Genomic DNA, 15,054 nt, shown 5'->3' with positions numbered 1-15,054 from the left:
ATTTTCCGCAATCAAGGTTATCCGAAGATGAACCCGACGTTGTGAGTCAGGCGCGAACGCCGAAATAATCGCGGCACCAGGCCACCACCGGCGGCAGCCCGCGCTCGATGGGCGTGGCCGGTTCATAGCCAAAGGCGTCATGCGCACGCTGCGTGTCGGCCATGGTGCGGACCATGTCGCCCGGCTGCATCGGCTTGTACACCTTGTGCGCCGGGCGTCCGGCGGCATCCTCGATGATCCCGATGAAACGCTCGAGCTCGATCGGGGTGTGGTTGCCCAGGTTGAACACGCGGTGCGGCACATCGTCACTGGACGGATGCGCCAGCGCGCCGAGGATACCGGCCACGATGTCGGAAACATGTGTGAAGTCGCGCTGCATGCGGCCTTCGTTGAACACCTCGATCGGGCGTCCGGCCAGTACTGCGCGCGAGAACAGCAGCGGCGCCATGTCCGGGCGGCCCCACGGTCCGTACACGGTGAAAAAGCGCAGGCCGGTGGCATGCAGGCCGTACAGCTGCGCGTAGGTGTAGGCCATCAGCTCGTTGGCGGCCTTGGTCGCGGCGTACAGCGAGCGCGGTTTGTCGATGCGCTGGTCTTCGGAGAACGGCGGCGTGGCCGAATCGCCGTAGACCGAGCTGCTGGAGGCATACACCAGGTGGGCCACGCCGCGATGGCGGCACAGCTCCAGCATGTTGACGAACCCGGTGAGGTTGCTGTCGACGTAGGCCTGCGGGTTCTGCAGCGAGTAGCGCACCCCTGCCTGGGCGGCCAGGTGGATCACGCGGGTGGGCTGCACCTCATCGAACAGCGCGGCCAGGCCGTCGCGGTCGGTGAGGTCGAGCACGCGGATGTCGGCATCCGGGCACAGCGCGGCCACGCGGTCGCGCTTGATCTGCGGATCGTAGTAGTCGTTGTAGTTGTCCAGCCCGACCGCCCGCTGCCCGGCTTCGAGCAGGGCACGCACGGTGTAGGCGCCGATGAAACCCGCCGCGCCGGTGACAAGGACGGTCATGGGCTCAGTCCTTGCGGACGCGCAGCTTTTCGAGCACGCCGTCCAGGGTGTCCAGGTCGGTGTAGTGGATGATCAGCTTGCCCTTGCCGCCACGGCCATGGTTGATCGCCACGCGCGCGCCCAGCGATTCGGACAGCTCGGTTTCCAGCGAGGCGATATCGGCCTGCGGCGCGCTGGCACTGGGCTTTTTGCGCAGGTTGGCAGGCACCTTGCCGGCCGCGAACTGCTGCGCGCGGTGTTCGACCTCGCGCACCGACCAGCCCTGGTCGGCCGCTTCCTGGGCCAGCTTGCTGGCCAGTTCCGGGGCCAGGGTCAGCAGCGCGCGGGCATGGCCCATTTCCAGGCGACGGGTTTCCAGCAGCAGGCGGATCGCTACCGGTAGCTCCAGCAGGCGCAGCAGGTTCGACACCGAAGCGCGCGAGCGGCCGACGGCCTGGGCGGCTTCGGCATGGGTCAGCGCGAATTCGCTGATCAGCCGCTGCAGCGCTTCGGCTTCTTCCAGCGGGTTGAGGTCTTCGCGCTGGATGTTCTCGATCAGCGCCATCGCGATGACGGTGCGGTCTTCCAGCTCGCGCACCACCACCGGCACTTCGTCCAGGCCGGCCAGCTGCGAGGCGCGCCAGCGGCGTTCGCCGGCCACGATCTCGAAGCTGTCCGGGCCGAGCTGGCGGACCAGGATCGGCTGGATCACGCCCTGCGCCTTGATCGACTCGGCCAGCTCGGCGAGCTTGGTTTCGTCCATCTCGCGACGCGGCTGGTACTTGCCCGGCTGCAGGTGCTGGACCGGCAGCCTGCGCAGCACTTCACCCGGCAGCGGTTCGACCACCGCCGCCGCCTGCACCTGTGTCACCGCGCCCTTGGGCCCCAGCAGCGCATCGAGGCCACGGCCGAGGCCGCGTTTCTTGCCGGGGGCGGGCTTGCTGCTCATCAGGCGGTCTCCATGGCCTTGCCGGCCGTGTTGCGTTGGTGGTGGCGGCGGATGATTTCGCCGGCCAGGCCGAGGTAGGCCACGCCGCCGCGCGAGGCGCGGTCGTAGCCGACAATGCTCTGCCCGTGGCTGGGCGCCTCGGCCAGGCGCACGTTGCGCGGCACGATGGTGCGGAACACGCGGTCGCCGAAATGCTCGGTCAGTTCAGCCGACACGGCATTGGCCAGGTTGTTGCGCACGTCGAACATGGTGCGCAGCACGCCCTCGATCTCCAGGCTGGGATTGAGGTTGGCGCGCAGCGCGTCGATGGTTTCCACCAGCGCGCTCAGGCCTTCCAGCGCGTAGTACTCGCACTGCATCGGCACGATCACCGAATCGGCGGCGGCCAGGGCGTTGAGGGTCAGCAGCGACAGCGCCGGCGGGCAGTCGATCAGGATGAAGTCGTACTCCTCCTGGATCGGCGCCAGTGCGCGCTTGAGGCGCTGTTCGCGCTCGCCCTGGTCCATCAGCTGGATCTCGGCGGCGGTCAGGTCGATGTTGCCCGGCAGCAGGTCGAAGCCTTCCGGGGTGGTCACCCGGATCTCCGCCGCGGTGCTCTCGCCGAGCAGCAGGTCGCAGGTGGAGGCAGCCACTTCGCGCTTGTCCACGCCGCTGCCCATGGTCGCATTGCCCTGGGAATCGAGGTCGACCAGCAGCACGCGCTTGGGTGCAGCAGCCAGGGCGGCGGCCAGATTGACGGCCGTCGTGGTCTTGCCGACGCCACCTTTCTGGTTGGCGATGGCGATGATGCGAGCCATGCGGGTGAGCCTCATCGGCAGGGAGTGGGACTGGGCATTATGCGGTCAGCGGCCGTGTCATGCACTGTGAGATGCGCGCCGGGCCCCTTCATGGCCCGGCCACCACGACCAGGTGACGCTCGCCGGTGAGGCCGGGAACCTTGAGCGGCAACACCTGTTCGACCTGCCAGCCGGCCGGCAGCTGGGCGATCTCGTCGTGCGGGTACACGCCCTTCATCGCCAACAGGCGCCCGCCCGGGCGCAGCAGGTGGCCGCCGACCGCAATGATCCCGGCCAGGGTGTCCATCGCGCGCGCGGTCAGGTTGTCATACGCGGCCGGCTCGTCCAGCGCTTCGGCGCGCGACTCGGCTACGCGGGCGTTGCCCAGGCCCAGCTGGCGCACCGCTTCGCGCATGAAGCGCGCCTTCTTGCCGTTGCTTTCGACCAGGGTCACCTGCAGCTGCGGGCGGGCGATGGCCAGCGGGATGCCCGGCAGCCCCGGGCCGGTGCCGAGGTCGGCCAGCGTGCCCTGCTCCAGGTACGGCTGCATCGCCAGCGAATCGAGCAGGTGGCGGGTGACCATCTCCAGCGGATCGCGGATCGCGGTCAGGTTGTAGGTCTTGTTCCAGCGGTTGAGCAGGGTCAGGTAGGTCAGCAGCGGCGGCGCCAGGGCGGCGTCCAGGCCCATGGCGGCCAGGCCTTTTTCAAGCTCGGCAGCCACGTTGGAAGGAAGAGTGTGCTCGGTCATGCGCCCATTATCGCAGGGTGGCGCCGGTCGTACTGCGCGGATTCGGCGCGATCAGAGCGCGTGCCAGGCCAGCGCGGCGCGGAAATCATCCGCTGCCTGCCATTCGTGCAGGTGCCAGCGCGCGGCCGGGCCCAGTTCGGGGTCGGCCCAGGCCAGGTGCAGGGCGCCGTCCGGTCCCGGGGCCAGGTGCAGGCGATGCAGGCCGAACGAGATGCCCTGGCCCTGCGCCTTGAGGATGGCTTCCTTGGCGCACCAGACCCGGAAGAACCAATGGTTGCGGGCGGTGTCGTCCAGGCCGAGCAGCCAGGCCACTTCGGAAGGGTGGAAGAAGCGCTCGATGATCTCGGCCATGCGCGGGCGGGGCCGCAGCGGTTCCAGGTCCACCCCCAGCCGCACGCCCTCGCCCAGCCCGACCAGCAGCAGGCCGTGGCTGTGGCTCCAGCCGGTGCCCATGTGCGCCAGCGGGCCGTGCAGCTCGGGGCGGCCGCGCGGGTCGCGCTGCAGCGGCAGGGTCTCGGGGCCGCCGCCGAGCTGCTCGGCCAGCAGCACCCGGGCCTGCGGCTCGCCGCGGGTGCCGGGCACGTGCGGCAGCCGCCAGACCGTGACCGGGCCGAACCGCCAGGGGCCGTCCAGGGTGGCCGGCAGGCTCATGCCAAGGCCCCGCCAAGCCCACTGCACGGGGACTTCACGGGGGTTGCCTTCAACTGGCGCCGCTTCATCCACTCAGAGGGAGTCACCAACATGGGCATCATCATCTGGTTGATCGTCGGTGGCATCGTGGGCTGGCTGGCCAGCATCATCATGCGTCGCGACGCGCAGCAGGGCATCATCCTGAACATCGTGGTCGGCATCGTGGGTGCGTTGATTGCAGGGTTCCTGTTCGGCGGCAACATCAACGACGGCATTTCGCTGTGGTCGTTCCTGTACTCGCTGATCGGCGCGGTGATCCTGCTGGCCATCGTGAACCTGTTTACGCGCAAGCGCATCCGGTAAACAACGCCGGTGGACAAGGGAAAGGCCCGGCACCCGCCGGGCCTTTTCTTTTTCAGCCCAGCTGCACCCACGCCGGGGCATGGTCGCTCGGCCGGTCCCAGGTGCGCGGTTCGCGATCGATACCCGAGGCCAGTGCGCGTGCCTTGAGCGCGTCGGAGACCAGGGTCAGGTCGATGCGCAGGCCCAGGTTGCGGCGGAAACCGGCGGCGCGGTAGTCCCACCAGCTGAACACGCCTTGTTCTTCGCTGTGCAGGCGGAACGCGTCGTGCAGGCCCAGCTGCAGCAGCTTGTTGAGCGCGCCGCGTTCGGCGGTGGAAGTGAGGATGTGGTTCTCGTTCCAGACCAGCGGGTCGTGGGTGTCGCGCCCTTCCGGGGCGATGTTGAAGTCGCCCATCACCACCAGTTCGGGGTACTTCGCCAGTTCGGCGGCGACCCAGGCATGCACCGCTTCGAGCCAGCGAAGCTTGTACTCATACTTGTCGGTGCCCACGTCCTGGCCGTTGACCACGTACAGGTTGATGATGCGCACGCCGTTGACGGTGCCGGCGATGACGCGCTTCTGCTCGTCCTCGAAGCCGGGAATGCCGATCTGCACGTCCTGGGCCGGTTCGCGCGAGAGCAGCGCGACGCCGTTGTAGGTCTTCTGCCCCGCGAACACGCTGCGGTAGCCGAGCCCGGCCAGCACCGCGTCGGGGAACTTGTGGTCCTCCATCTTGGTTTCCTGGATTCCGACCACGTCCGGCGCGAACGCCGTGAGCCATTGTTCCAGGTGCGGCAGGCGCACGTTGAGGGAGTTGACGTTCCAGGAGGCGATTTTCATGGGGGCATTCTACCCGCCCCTACCGCACCAACGCCTTCAACAACCCCGCGATCTTTGAATACGGCGGTTTCAACAGATCACTCGCCGCCCAGCGTGCTTGCCACAGGATCGGCAGCTGCTTGCTCATCGCATCGAACCCGGCCCGCCCGTGGTACGCGCCCATGCCGCTGGGACCCACCCCGCCGAACGGCAGGCCGTTGATCGCGAAGTGCAGCAGGGTGTCGTTGACGGTGACGCCACCGGCCACGACCTGGCCCAGCACACGCTCCACCACGTCTCGCTCATCACTGAAGACATACAACGCCAACGGCCGGTCGCGGCCCTGCACCTCGGCCAGCGCGGCATCCAGGTCCGGATAGGCGCACACCGGCAGGATCGGGCCGAAGATTTCCTCCTGCATCAGGTCCAGGTCGGCCGGCGGGTCGAGCACGATGGTCGGCACGATCAGCCGTTCGCGGCGCGCGCGCTCGGGGTCGACAGTGGCCAGTTCGATCACCGGCACGCCGCGTTCGCGGGCCTGGGCCAGGTAGCCGAGCAGGCGCTGGTACTGGCCCTCGTGGATGATGCGGGTGTAGTCGCTGGCGTCGCTGAAATCGCCGTAGCGCTCCCGCACCCGGGTCTGCAGCTGCTGCACCAGCTCGCGCTGGCGGCGGCCGTCGATCAGCACGTAATCCGGCGCGATGCAGGTCTGCCCGGCGTTGAACCACTTGCCGGTGGCGAGGCGCGCGGCGGCCTTGTCCAGCGGGTAGTCGCTGCAGACGATGGCCGGCGACTTGCCGCCCAGCTCCAGGGTGAGCGGAGTCAGGTGCCGGGCGGCGGCGGCCATGACCTTGCGGCCCACGGCGGTGGAGCCGGTGAATACCAGATGGTCCAGCGGTGAGCCGGACAGCGCAGCGGCGAGTTCGCCGTCGCCCTGCACCACCGCCACGCGGTCGGCCGGAAATACCGATGCGAGCAGGTCCTGCAGGAACGCGCTGGTGCGCGGGGTGTGTTCGGACGGCTTGAGGATGACGTGGTTGCCGGCAGCAATCGCGGTGGCGAGCGGAATCAGCGCGAGGTTCACCGGGTAGTTCCACGGCGAGATCACCCCGACCACGCCCAGCGGCACCGGCCGGGTCTGCGCGTGCGCTGGCCAGAACCGCCAGCCCACCCCGACCCGGCGCGGGCGCATCCAGCCCCGCAGGTGGCCGAGCAGGTGGTCGATCTCGTTGAGCACGGTCATGCCGTCGGCGATCAGCGATTCGTGGGTGGAACGGTGCCCGAAGTCGGCGGCGATGGCCTCGGCCATTTCGGGCAGGCGCGATTTCAACGTAGTGCGGAGGCGCTGGAGATCGTTGCGGCGCTGGTCGAGGGATGGACGGTTGCTTTGCCACGCCTGGCGCAGGGTGCGGAGAAGGGCCGGGAGCGCAGCGGGGGCGGTGTGGGTGGGGTCCATGGGGGGAATATAGCAATGGTTTCGGGAGGCACCGCGAGGACACGCATGGCGTGTCGCTACGCCGCCCGGGATGACCATCGTCGCCACCCGCGTAGCGACACGCCATGCGTGTCCCACGGGCACCCGAACGAAAAAGGGCCGCGGCAAACGCCACGGCCCCTCGGTCCATCAATCACCCATGGAACTTACTTGGTGATATCCACACCCTTGGTTTCGCGCAGGAACAACCCGCCCACCACGACCGTCATCAGCGCGATGATGATCGGGTACCACAGGCCGTAGTACAGGTTGCCGGTACCGGCCACCAGCGCGAACGAGATCGCCGGCAGGAAGCCACCGAACCAGCCGTTGCCGATGTGGTACGGCAGCGACATCGAGGTGTAGCGGATGCGGGTCGGGAACAGCTCGACCAGGTAGGCCGCGATCGGGCCATAGACCATGGTGACGTACAGCACCAGCAGCCACAGCATGAACACCGTGCCGGCGATGTTGATGCGGGCGTTGTCGGCCTTCGCCGGATAACCCGCCGCGGTCAATGCACCCTTCAACTCACTACCGAACGCATCACCCTTGGCCTTGAGCTCGTCCTTGGTCAGCCCGGCCGCTTCGAACGAGGTCACCTGGGTGTTGCCCACGCTCACCATCGCCAGCGAACCGGCGGCGGCAGGCTGCACGTCATACGGCACACCGGCCTTGGTCAGCGCGGCAGTGGCCACGTCGCAGGAGCTGGTGAACTTGCGCAGGCCGACCGGATCGAACTGGAACGAGCAGGTGTTCGGGTCGGCGATGACCAGCGCCGGCGAACCGCTGCGGGCTTCTTCGATGCCCGGGTTGGCGAAGTGGGTCAGGCCCTTGAAGATCGGGATGTAGGTCACCGCCGCCAGCAGACAGCCGGCCAGGATGATCTTCTTGCGGCCGATGCGGTCCGACAGCCAGCCGAAGAAGATGAAGAACGGCGTGCCCAGGGCCAGCGCCGCGGCGATCAGCAGGTAGGAGGTGGTGGCATCGACCTTGAGCATGCTGCTCAGGAAGAACAGTGCGTAGAACTGGCCGCCGTACCACACCACGGCCTGGCCGGCCGCGGCACCGAGCAGCACCAGCAGCATCAGCTTGAGGTTGCCGCCCTTCAGGCTGTCGCGGAACGGGGTCTTGGAGCCCTTGCCTTCGGCCTTCATCTGCTGGAACAGCGGGGATTCGCTCAGCTGCAGGCGGATCCACACCGAAATGCCCAGCAGGATGATCGAGACCAGGAACGGAATGCGCCAGCCCCAGGCTTCAAAGGCTTCGTTGCCCAGGAAGTAACGGCAGGCCAGGATGATCAGCAGCGACATGAACAGGCCGAGCGTGGCGGTGCACTGGATGAAGCTGGTGTACAGGCCGCGCTTGTCTTCCGGTGCATGTTCGGCCACGTAGGTGGCCGCGCCACCGTACTCGCCGCCCATCGCCAGGCCCTGGGCCAGGCGCAGCACGATCAGGATCACCGGGGCGGCGAAACCGATCGAGGCGTAGTTGGGCAGCACGCCGACCAGGAAGGTCGAGATGCCCATGATCAGGATCGTGACCAGGAAGGTGTACTTGCGGCCGATGCGGTCGCCGAGGCTGCCGAAGAAGGCCGCGCCGAACGGACGTACGAAGAAGCCGGCGGCGAAGGCCAGCAGGGCGAAGATCATGCCCGTGGTTTCGTTGACCCCGCTGAAGAACTGCTTGGCGATGATCGCCGCCAGCGAGCCGTACAGGAAGAAGTCATACCATTCGAAAACGGTACCCAGGCTGGACGCGAAGATGACCTTCTTGTGGCCCTTGGTGAGCTCTGACTTTGCAGGCAATGGTGTGGTGGACATGGGACGCTTCCCCTCCGAAGCAATCGTGGATGTCGCCGGCCCGTGGACCGGCGTTCGTTGTATTTAGAAGCTGTATTTCGTGGTGAACTGCACGCGGTTGATGTCGCCCTTGCGACCGTCTTCGATCTCGCGCACGCCGTACATGTACTCCGCACCGATATCGACCTTGGGCATCGGTGTGTAAAAGATGTTGCCGCGGATGCTCTGCACGCTCTTGGTGACCAGGGGGCCGAGCACGCTGTCGTTGTCGTAATCGCTGCGCGCGTAGATCAGGTTGGTGCGCAGCTTCGGGGTGAAGGCGTGGCGCCAGCCGACATAGCCGGCCAGCACCCCGGTCGGGTTGAGTTCGTCGCGGGCCACGTCGTAGGCCGTGTCGGCGGTGACGCCCAGGCCCACGTAGCGGGCAATGCCTTCGCCGCCGCTGATCTGGTAATGCAGCGTGTCGCTGTCTGCCATCACCCACTTGCCGCCCAGGGTCAGGCCGCCGCCGATCTTGTCGGCGTCGGCGCCGGTGGCCTGGTTGTCCACCTTCAGCTGACGCACGATGCCGCCGACGCCGAAGGTGCCCCAGTCGCCCTTCCAGCCGTAACGCAGGGTCAGGTCCGGCAGGGAGCCGCGGTCGCTGTTGCTCGCGGCATTGGTCCACGCCCCGGTGACCGGGTTGCGGGTACCGGTGAGCACGGTGGTTTCCGGATTTTCCAGCGCGACGCTGAAGCCGCCCTGGGTGTAGCGCACTTGGGTCTGGCGGACGAACAGCACGCCGTCGGTGGGACCGACGAAGTCGGCCGCTTCCGGCAGCGAGGCCGCGTCCATGAAGTTCGACCAGGTCTGGCCGGCCAGCCAGTTGTTCCAGTACATGTAGGCGTGGCGCAGGGTGACGCCGTAGGTATTGGTGGCGGTCTGGTTGCCCAGCGAGTTGCCGAAGAAGTCCATTTCGAAGAACGCACCGGATTTGTTGCCCTTGTCCGAGACGTTGTCGATGCCCAGGTTGAAGCGCGAGAACTTGGCGTGGGCGTTGAAGTCCACGTCCGACTTCTCTCCGCTGCCGCCGGCACCGGCCACCGGGGTCTGGCCCGGCAGGTACAGCGCACGACCGGTGGCGTCGTCGGCGAGCTGGCCGTCGCCGGTCTGGGTGAGCAGGAAGTCTGCCTTGATGAAGCCGCCGATCTTGACCGTGGTGCCCGGCGCGGCGCCCGGGGTGATGGTGGTGACCTGGATCGGCTGCTTGCCGGCCGGCACGGCGGCCACGGCGGGCTGCTGTGCCTGCACGGCCTTCACTGCCGTGACGTCGGTCTGGGCCTGGCTGATCTGGCCCTGTTGCTGCTGGGTGGTGGACAGCAGCAGCTGCACCTGGCGTTCCAGTTCGGCAACGCGTGCTTCCAGCTGCTTCTCTTTGGCGGTCTCGGCAAACGCCATGCCAGGGGCCACCAGCGCGACCAGCAAACAGGTCGCCAGCGGCTTGCGCATGGTCTTCAACATACGGGTGCTCATGTTGCCCTCTCTCCCGGGTGGCAAGGTGATCGCCGCGTGTGGGGTCACGGTCGAGCCGAGCGTGCGGCCGGCTGACGCACCCCGGCTATTGGCAATTGGTCGAACCCCGGGGTCGGTACGACCAAGGTCTAACCGCGGCGATACCGCGTCGGGCAGTGGATGCGGCAAACTGGGAGGGAACAATCGCGGGTTATGCTGCGATCGCACAACCCAGTCCTAGTGCAAGTGAGGGTGCCATGGCCGATCTTTACCCCGTCAACGCGGACGTTGCCGCCAAGGCGCGCATTGACAAGAACACTTACCAGCAGCTCTACCGCGACTCGGTGGAGAACCCCGACGCGTTCTGGGGCAAGGCCGCCGAGCGGCTGGACTGGTTCAAGACGCCTTCCACGATCCGCAACGTCAGCTACCAGCTCGACGATTTTCGGATCAAGTGGTTCGAAGACGGCGAACTCAACGCCAGCGTCAACTGCCTGGACCGCCAGCTGGACAAGCGCGGCGACAAGGTGGCGCTGCTGTTCGAGCCGGACAGCCCGGACGCACCGGCGCAGGGCGTGACCTACCGCGAGCTGTACGAGCGCACCTGCCGCCTCGGCAACGCGCTGCGCGCGCTGGGCGTCAAGAAGGGCGACCGGGTCACCATCTACCTGCCGATGATCGTCGACGCTGCAGTGGCCATGCTGGCCTGCGCACGGATCGGCGCGATCCACTCGGTGGTGTTCGGCGGTTTCGCCCCGAACTCGATTGCCGACCGCGTGATCGACTGCGGCAGCAAGCTGATCATCACCGCCGACGAAGGCCTGCGCGGCGGCCGGAAAATTCCGCTGAAGGCCAATGTGGACGCCGCACTGAAGCTGCCCGGCACCACCACGGTGGAAACCGTGCTGGTGGTGCGCCACACCGGCGGCGCGGTGGACATGCAGGCCCCGCGCGACCGCTGGTTCCACGACGTGGTGGACCCGCAGCCGGCGCAGTGCGAACCCGAGCGCATGAACGCCGAAGACCCGCTGTTCATCCTGTACACCTCCGGCTCGACCGGCAAGCCCAAGGGCGTGCTGCACACCACCGGCGGTTACCTGCTGTATGCGGCCTACACCCATGAAGCGGTGTTCGACCTGCGCGAGGACGACATTTACTGGTGCACCGCCGACGTCGGCTGGGTCACCGGGCACAGCTACATCGTGTACGGGCCGCTGGCCAACGGTGCCACCTCGCTGATGTTCGAAGGCGTGCCGAACTACCCGGACACCTCGCGCTTCTGGCAGGTGATCGACAAGCACCAGGTCAGCATCTTCTACACCGCACCGACCGCGATCCGCGCGTTGATGCGCGAAGGCGACGCGCCGGTGAAGCGCACCTCGCGTGCCTCGCTGCGCCTGCTCGGCAGCGTCGGCGAGCCGATCAATCCGGAAGCCTGGCGCTGGTACTACGACGTGGTTGGCGATGGCCGCTGCCCGATCGTGGACACCTGGTGGCAGACCGAAACCGGCGGCATCCTGATTTCGCCGCTGCCCGGCGCCACCGACCTCAAGCCCGGTTCGGCCACCCTGCCCTTCTTCGGCGTGCAGCCGGCGCTGGTCAATGCCGACGGCGAGATCAAGGACGGCGCCACCGAAGGCAACCTGATCATCCGCGACTCGTGGCCGGGCCAGATGCGCACCGTCTACGGCGACCACCAGCGTTTCATCGACACCTACTTCCGCACCTACCCGGGCGCGTACTTCACCGGTGACGGCTGCCGTCGCGATGAAGATGGCTATTACTGGATCACCGGCCGCGTCGACGATGTGATCAACGTCTCCGGCCACCGCATCGGCACCGCCGAGGTGGAAAGCGCGCTGGTCTCACACCCGAAGGTCGCCGAGGCGGCCGTGGTCGGCTTCCCGCACGACATCAAGGGCCAGGGCATCTACGGCTACGTGACCCTGGTGGCCGAAGAGACGCCGAGCGACGAGCTGCAGAAGGAGCTGATTGCGTGGGTGCGCCAGGAGATCGGTCCGATCGCCTCGCCCGACCACCTGCAGTGGGCGCCGGGCCTGCCCAAGACGCGCTCGGGCAAGATCATGCGCCGCATCCTGCGCAAGATCGCCGAGAACGCGCCGGACCAGCTGGGCGATACCTCGACCCTTGCCGATCCGTCCGTGGTCGCCTCGCTGGTTGAAGAACGCAAGGTCAAGTAGTTGGAGTTCGCATCCCCCATGCCTACCCTGCTGATCGCCGACGACCACCCGCTGTTCCGCGAAGCCCTGCGCGGTGCGGTGCAGCGGGTGATGCCGGGCGTGCAGCTGTTCGAAGCCGACAGCGTGGAAGCGCTGTACCAGCTGGCCGAACAGCATGCCGACGCCGACCTGGTGCTGATGGACCTCAACATGCCCGGCGCGCAGGGCTTCAACGCGCTGGTGCACATGCGGGCGCTGCATCCGCAGTTGCCGGTGGTGGTGGTGTCCGCGCGCGAGGAGCCGACGGTGATGCGGCGGGCGCTGGACCACGGTGCGTTCGGCTTCATTCCCAAGTCGGCCGACTCGGACACGATCGGCCATGCGCTGGGTGCGATCCTGGACGGCGAGACCTGGGCCCCGCCGGAGGCGCACAACGTGCCGCAGACCGGGCGTGAGGAGCGTGAGGTCGGGCAGCGCTTGCGCGAGCTCACCCCGCAGCAGTTCCGGGTGCTGCAGATGCTGGGCGCGGGGCGCTTGAACAAGCAGATTGCGTACGACCTCAATGTGTCCGAGGCGACGATCAAGGCGCATGTGACCGCGATCCTGCGCAAGCTGGGGGTGACCAACCGCACCCAGGCGGTGCTGATGGCGGGGAAGCTGACGCTGGATGATGAGCCGTTGGTGTTGCCGCCGGAAGAAGATTGATTGAGGTTGCCGGGCAGGGCCCGGCACTACCCGCTTGGGCTATAACGCCTTGCGTTATAGCCCAAGCTATATATCCCAGCATCCCCTGCGCAATTCGCCCATTCCGGGGTAATCCGCGTTCGCGGTGATAAGCTACGCGTCCCTTTGGGGAGTAGCCGGTTTCCCGCTGAAGGGAAACGCCCGCATCAACATACTCGGCCAGTGCGCCGTGGTGCGGGCAGCCATCATGGTTGGCGAGACCAGCGGTCCGCGTGCGCAACGACAGGTTGGGCGCGAACGCGGGCCGTTGCCCGTCATTGCCCGACCTGCTCGTGTCCCCGATGTCTCCCATTTCGATGTTGCTGATCGGCTTTGCCATGTCCACCGATGCCTTCGCGGCGGCGGTCGGCAAAGGTGCGGCCATGCGGAAGCCGCGCTTTCCCGATGCCCTGCGCGCGGGCCTGATCTTTGGCGTGATCGAGGCGATCACCCCGGTGATCGGCTGGCTGCTGGGCCGTGCCGCGTCGTCCTACGTGGAAGCGTTCGACCACTGGATCGCCTTCGTGCTGCTCGGCGCGCTGGGTGTGCACATGATCATCAACGGCGTGAAGCCGGAGGCGGAGGAAGCCGACGAGGACGGGGACAGGCACCGCGGGTTCTGGCACCTGGCCGTGACCGGTTTCGCCACCAGCATCGACGCGATGGCGGTGGGCGTGGGCCTGGCCTTCCTGGACGTGCATATCGGCGTGATGGCGGCGGTGATCGGCCTGTGCACGCTGGTGATGGTGACCACCGGCATCATGCTGGGCCGCGTGCTGGGCAGCATGATCGGCAAGCGTGCGGAGATCGCCGGTGGCGTGATTTTGATCCTCGTGGGCAGTGCGATCCTGTATGAGCACCTGAGTGGTGCCGTTGGTTGACCGGGTTTGCCGGCCAGCGGCCGGCACTACGGGGCATCGACGCTGTAGTGCCCGCCGCTGGCGGGCAACCGCTACGACCTTGGCCGGTGGTAATCGACGATGTCGACAAGCTCGTAACCGTGGGGCGTCTTCAGGTGCAGCAGGCGCCAGGCGTTTCGCCCCGGGCTTTGCCTGCCCTCCCAATGAATGTCGTCGGCTTGATACAGCACGCCCTGGTAGCGCACCGTGTGACCACAGGGCCGGTTCGCTGCCAGATCCTCTTCGATCCGGTTCAATTCGCGCCAGGTGCGGCTGTCCGGCGCCACGCCCGCGAGTTTCTCGCGCAGCAACGCGCTGCGGAGTACGTTTTCCCGAACAGTGGCCGATGCCACCAGGTCGGGCACCGGTGGGCGCGCTTCCCCTGACGCAACCCGGCGCCGTGCATGCCGCCGGTTGGTCACGCTGACCAGCGCACTCGGCTCCAGCGTCTCCAGCGTTTCACCGGGCAACGCATGCACCGAGTGCACGCGCATTTCCCCCTCGCATTCCTCGGTGGAGAACGCGCGCGCATTGCGCAGCGCGGTGTTCGCAAGGTCCACGCGCAGGTAGGGGCAATGCAGCTGGCGCAGTACGGTGCCGGCAGGCACGTGGTCCTGGTTCAGCCCGTCCGCGATCGTCCCCCGTTGCTCCTGGCTGCCCGCTACCAGGTAGCAGGCGCTGGAACTGAGCTTGCTGAGCAGCATGATCGTGGGGTAGCGGAGGTGGGTCAGGTAGAAGTGACGGATGACGCCGCGCATCAGGGGATTCGGCGGCATGCCACGGCTGCTGCAGTAGCTGTCGAACTGGCGGGTCATCCGGTTGACGTCGCCTTCGATCTCCCCAGCCAGCACCTTGAGCGCATCCAGATCGTTCACGCTGGTACCGCGATCGCGCAGCGCCTGGCGGACAGCCGGGTAGTCGACCAGCGCCAGCTCATGCTCCTGCAGCGGCGTCAGGGTTCTGTCCGGGTCCAGGAAGCGCTGCACATTGGTCCAGCCGATGCCCATCCAGCCGCCGATGAGTGCATCGGGAACCACATTGCCGCAGCCGCGAAAGGCCAGCGAGAAGGCCGCGCCGACCGCAGCGCCCACGAGGGACCCCAGCGGGATCGCGCCGTGCGAATGCAGCGGCGTCGCAAGAATGGAGCGCAATGAGGGAATCGGCACGAAGGCTCCGCAGCGTGAAGGTGGGCCGCGCAGCATAGACAGCAGGACAGCGCGGCAGCGCCG

General features: G+C 67.2%; 14 protein-coding genes and 1 riboswitch. Of the genes, 4 read left to right on the top strand and 10 right to left on the bottom strand.

Annotation, left to right across the window (positions count from 1 at the left end; translation table 11 throughout):
- Nucleotides 1-46: 46 nt before the first annotated feature.
- The 5 genes from C2U58_RS12655 to C2U58_RS12635 form a co-directional block, all read right to left on the bottom strand.
- Nucleotides 47-1,012: an SDR family NAD(P)-dependent oxidoreductase gene (locus C2U58_RS12655; RefSeq protein WP_102946187.1), complete on the bottom strand. Its 966-nt coding sequence runs from the start codon at nt 1,010-1,012 to the stop codon at nt 47-49.
- 4 nt (nt 1,013-1,016) lie between these two features.
- Complete coding sequence (locus C2U58_RS12650) at nt 1,017-1,940, bottom strand: ParB/RepB/Spo0J family partition protein (RefSeq protein WP_102946186.1); 924 nt, start codon at nt 1,938-1,940, stop codon at nt 1,017-1,019.
- The gene (locus tag C2U58_RS12645; RefSeq protein WP_070209267.1) at nt 1,940-2,737 is read right to left on the bottom strand and encodes a ParA family protein; all 798 of its coding nucleotides are present in this window, start codon (nt 2,735-2,737) and stop codon (nt 1,940-1,942) included. Before C2U58_RS12645 ends, C2U58_RS12650 begins: the two co-directional genes overlap by 1 nt.
- Nucleotides 2,738-2,825: 88 nt before the next feature.
- On the bottom strand, nt 2,826-3,464 hold the full coding sequence (gene rsmG, locus C2U58_RS12640; RefSeq protein ID WP_102946185.1) for a 16S rRNA (guanine(527)-N(7))-methyltransferase RsmG: 639 nt from the start codon (nt 3,462-3,464) through the stop codon (nt 2,826-2,828).
- A gap of 51 nt (nt 3,465-3,515) precedes the next feature.
- On the bottom strand, nt 3,516-4,115 hold the full coding sequence (locus tag C2U58_RS12635) for a 4'-phosphopantetheinyl transferase superfamily protein (RefSeq protein ID WP_102946184.1): 600 nt from the start codon (nt 4,113-4,115) through the stop codon (nt 3,516-3,518).
- A gap of 90 nt (nt 4,116-4,205) precedes the next feature.
- Between C2U58_RS12635 and C2U58_RS12630 the strand changes: the two genes are divergently transcribed.
- A complete protein-coding gene (locus tag C2U58_RS12630; RefSeq protein WP_102946183.1) occupies nt 4,206-4,457 on the top strand; it encodes a GlsB/YeaQ/YmgE family stress response membrane protein in 252 nt (83 codons plus the stop codon).
- A 52-nt stretch (nt 4,458-4,509) separates the two neighbouring features.
- Here the strand turns inward: C2U58_RS12630 and xth are convergent, their stop codons facing one another.
- The 4 genes from xth to C2U58_RS12610 form a co-directional block, all read right to left on the bottom strand.
- A complete protein-coding gene (xth, locus tag C2U58_RS12625; RefSeq protein WP_102946182.1) occupies nt 4,510-5,277 on the bottom strand; it encodes an exodeoxyribonuclease III in 768 nt (255 codons plus the stop codon).
- Nucleotides 5,278-5,296: 19 nt separating this feature from the next.
- Nucleotides 5,297-6,712 carry a coniferyl aldehyde dehydrogenase gene (locus C2U58_RS12620; protein ID WP_102946181.1) on the bottom strand — a complete coding sequence of 472 codons (1,416 nt, stop codon included), beginning with the start codon at nt 6,710-6,712 and terminating at the stop codon, nt 5,297-5,299.
- 185 nt (nt 6,713-6,897) lie between these two features.
- Complete coding sequence (locus C2U58_RS12615) at nt 6,898-8,553, bottom strand: MFS transporter (RefSeq protein ID WP_102946180.1); 1,656 nt, start codon at nt 8,551-8,553, stop codon at nt 6,898-6,900.
- Between the two features lie 63 nt (nt 8,554-8,616).
- A complete protein-coding gene (locus tag C2U58_RS12610; protein WP_102946179.1) occupies nt 8,617-10,044 on the bottom strand; it encodes a DcaP family trimeric outer membrane transporter in 1,428 nt (475 codons plus the stop codon).
- Nucleotides 10,045-10,280: 236 nt separating this feature from the next.
- On the opposite strand from C2U58_RS12610, the gene acs reads away from it, so the two are divergent.
- The 3 genes from acs (at nt 10,281) to mntP (ending at nt 13,807) form a co-directional block, all read left to right on the top strand.
- Entirely contained in the window at nt 10,281-12,224 is a 1,944-nt protein-coding gene (gene acs / locus C2U58_RS12605; RefSeq protein WP_102946178.1) for an acetate--CoA ligase, read from the top strand.
- Between the two features lie 18 nt (nt 12,225-12,242).
- A complete protein-coding gene (locus C2U58_RS12600) occupies nt 12,243-12,908 on the top strand; it encodes a response regulator transcription factor (protein WP_102946177.1) in 666 nt (221 codons plus the stop codon).
- A gap of 140 nt (nt 12,909-13,048) precedes the next feature.
- Nucleotides 13,049-13,140: riboswitch (yybP-ykoY riboswitch) on the top strand.
- 88 nt (nt 13,141-13,228) lie between these two features.
- Complete coding sequence (gene mntP / locus C2U58_RS12595) at nt 13,229-13,807, top strand: manganese efflux pump MntP (protein ID WP_102946176.1); 579 nt, start codon at nt 13,229-13,231, stop codon at nt 13,805-13,807.
- Nucleotides 13,808-13,878: 71 nt separating this feature from the next.
- Here the strand turns inward: mntP and C2U58_RS12590 are convergent, their stop codons facing one another.
- The gene (locus C2U58_RS12590) at nt 13,879-14,991 is read right to left on the bottom strand and encodes a hypothetical protein (protein WP_146033460.1); all 1,113 of its coding nucleotides are present in this window, start codon (nt 14,989-14,991) and stop codon (nt 13,879-13,881) included.
- Nucleotides 14,992-15,054: the final 63 nt, after the last annotated feature.

The organism is Stenotrophomonas sp. VV52 (assembly GCF_002893095.1).
Taxonomy (GTDB): domain Bacteria; phylum Pseudomonadota; class Gammaproteobacteria; order Xanthomonadales; family Xanthomonadaceae; genus Stenotrophomonas; species Stenotrophomonas aracearum.
Note: the sequence above shows the minus strand (reverse complement) of the source record. Positions and strands in the feature narration are given on the sequence as shown.

What these genes read in the sequence shown, in the direction of transcription:
- C2U58_RS12650 (WP_102946186.1), bottom strand. Translation starts at nt 1,940, where the DNA reads ATGAGCAGCAAGCCCGCCCCCGGCAAGAAACGCGGCCTCGGCCGTGGC.
- xth (WP_102946182.1), bottom strand. Translation starts at nt 5,277, where the DNA reads ATGAAAATCGCCTCCTGGAACGTCAACTCCCTCAACGTGCGCCTGCCG.
- C2U58_RS12645 (WP_070209267.1), bottom strand. Translation starts at nt 2,737, where the DNA reads ATGGCTCGCATCATCGCCATCGCCAACCAGAAAGGTGGCGTCGGCAAG.
- acs (WP_102946178.1), top strand. Translation starts at nt 10,281, where the DNA reads ATGGCCGATCTTTACCCCGTCAACGCGGACGTTGCCGCCAAGGCGCGC.
- rsmG (WP_102946185.1), bottom strand. Translation starts at nt 3,464, where the DNA reads ATGACCGAGCACACTCTTCCTTCCAACGTGGCTGCCGAGCTTGAAAAA.
- mntP (WP_102946176.1), top strand. Translation starts at nt 13,229, where the DNA reads ATGTCTCCCATTTCGATGTTGCTGATCGGCTTTGCCATGTCCACCGAT.
- C2U58_RS12630 (WP_102946183.1), top strand. Translation starts at nt 4,206, where the DNA reads ATGGGCATCATCATCTGGTTGATCGTCGGTGGCATCGTGGGCTGGCTG.
- C2U58_RS12635 (WP_102946184.1), bottom strand. Translation starts at nt 4,115, where the DNA reads ATGAGCCTGCCGGCCACCCTGGACGGCCCCTGGCGGTTCGGCCCGGTC.
- C2U58_RS12615 (WP_102946180.1), bottom strand. Translation starts at nt 8,553, where the DNA reads ATGTCCACCACACCATTGCCTGCAAAGTCAGAGCTCACCAAGGGCCAC.
- C2U58_RS12610 (WP_102946179.1), bottom strand. Translation starts at nt 10,044, where the DNA reads ATGAGCACCCGTATGTTGAAGACCATGCGCAAGCCGCTGGCGACCTGT.
- C2U58_RS12600 (WP_102946177.1), top strand. Translation starts at nt 12,243, where the DNA reads ATGCCTACCCTGCTGATCGCCGACGACCACCCGCTGTTCCGCGAAGCC.
- C2U58_RS12655 (WP_102946187.1), bottom strand. Translation starts at nt 1,012, where the DNA reads ATGACCGTCCTTGTCACCGGCGCGGCGGGTTTCATCGGCGCCTACACC.
- C2U58_RS12620 (WP_102946181.1), bottom strand. Translation starts at nt 6,712, where the DNA reads ATGGACCCCACCCACACCGCCCCCGCTGCGCTCCCGGCCCTTCTCCGC.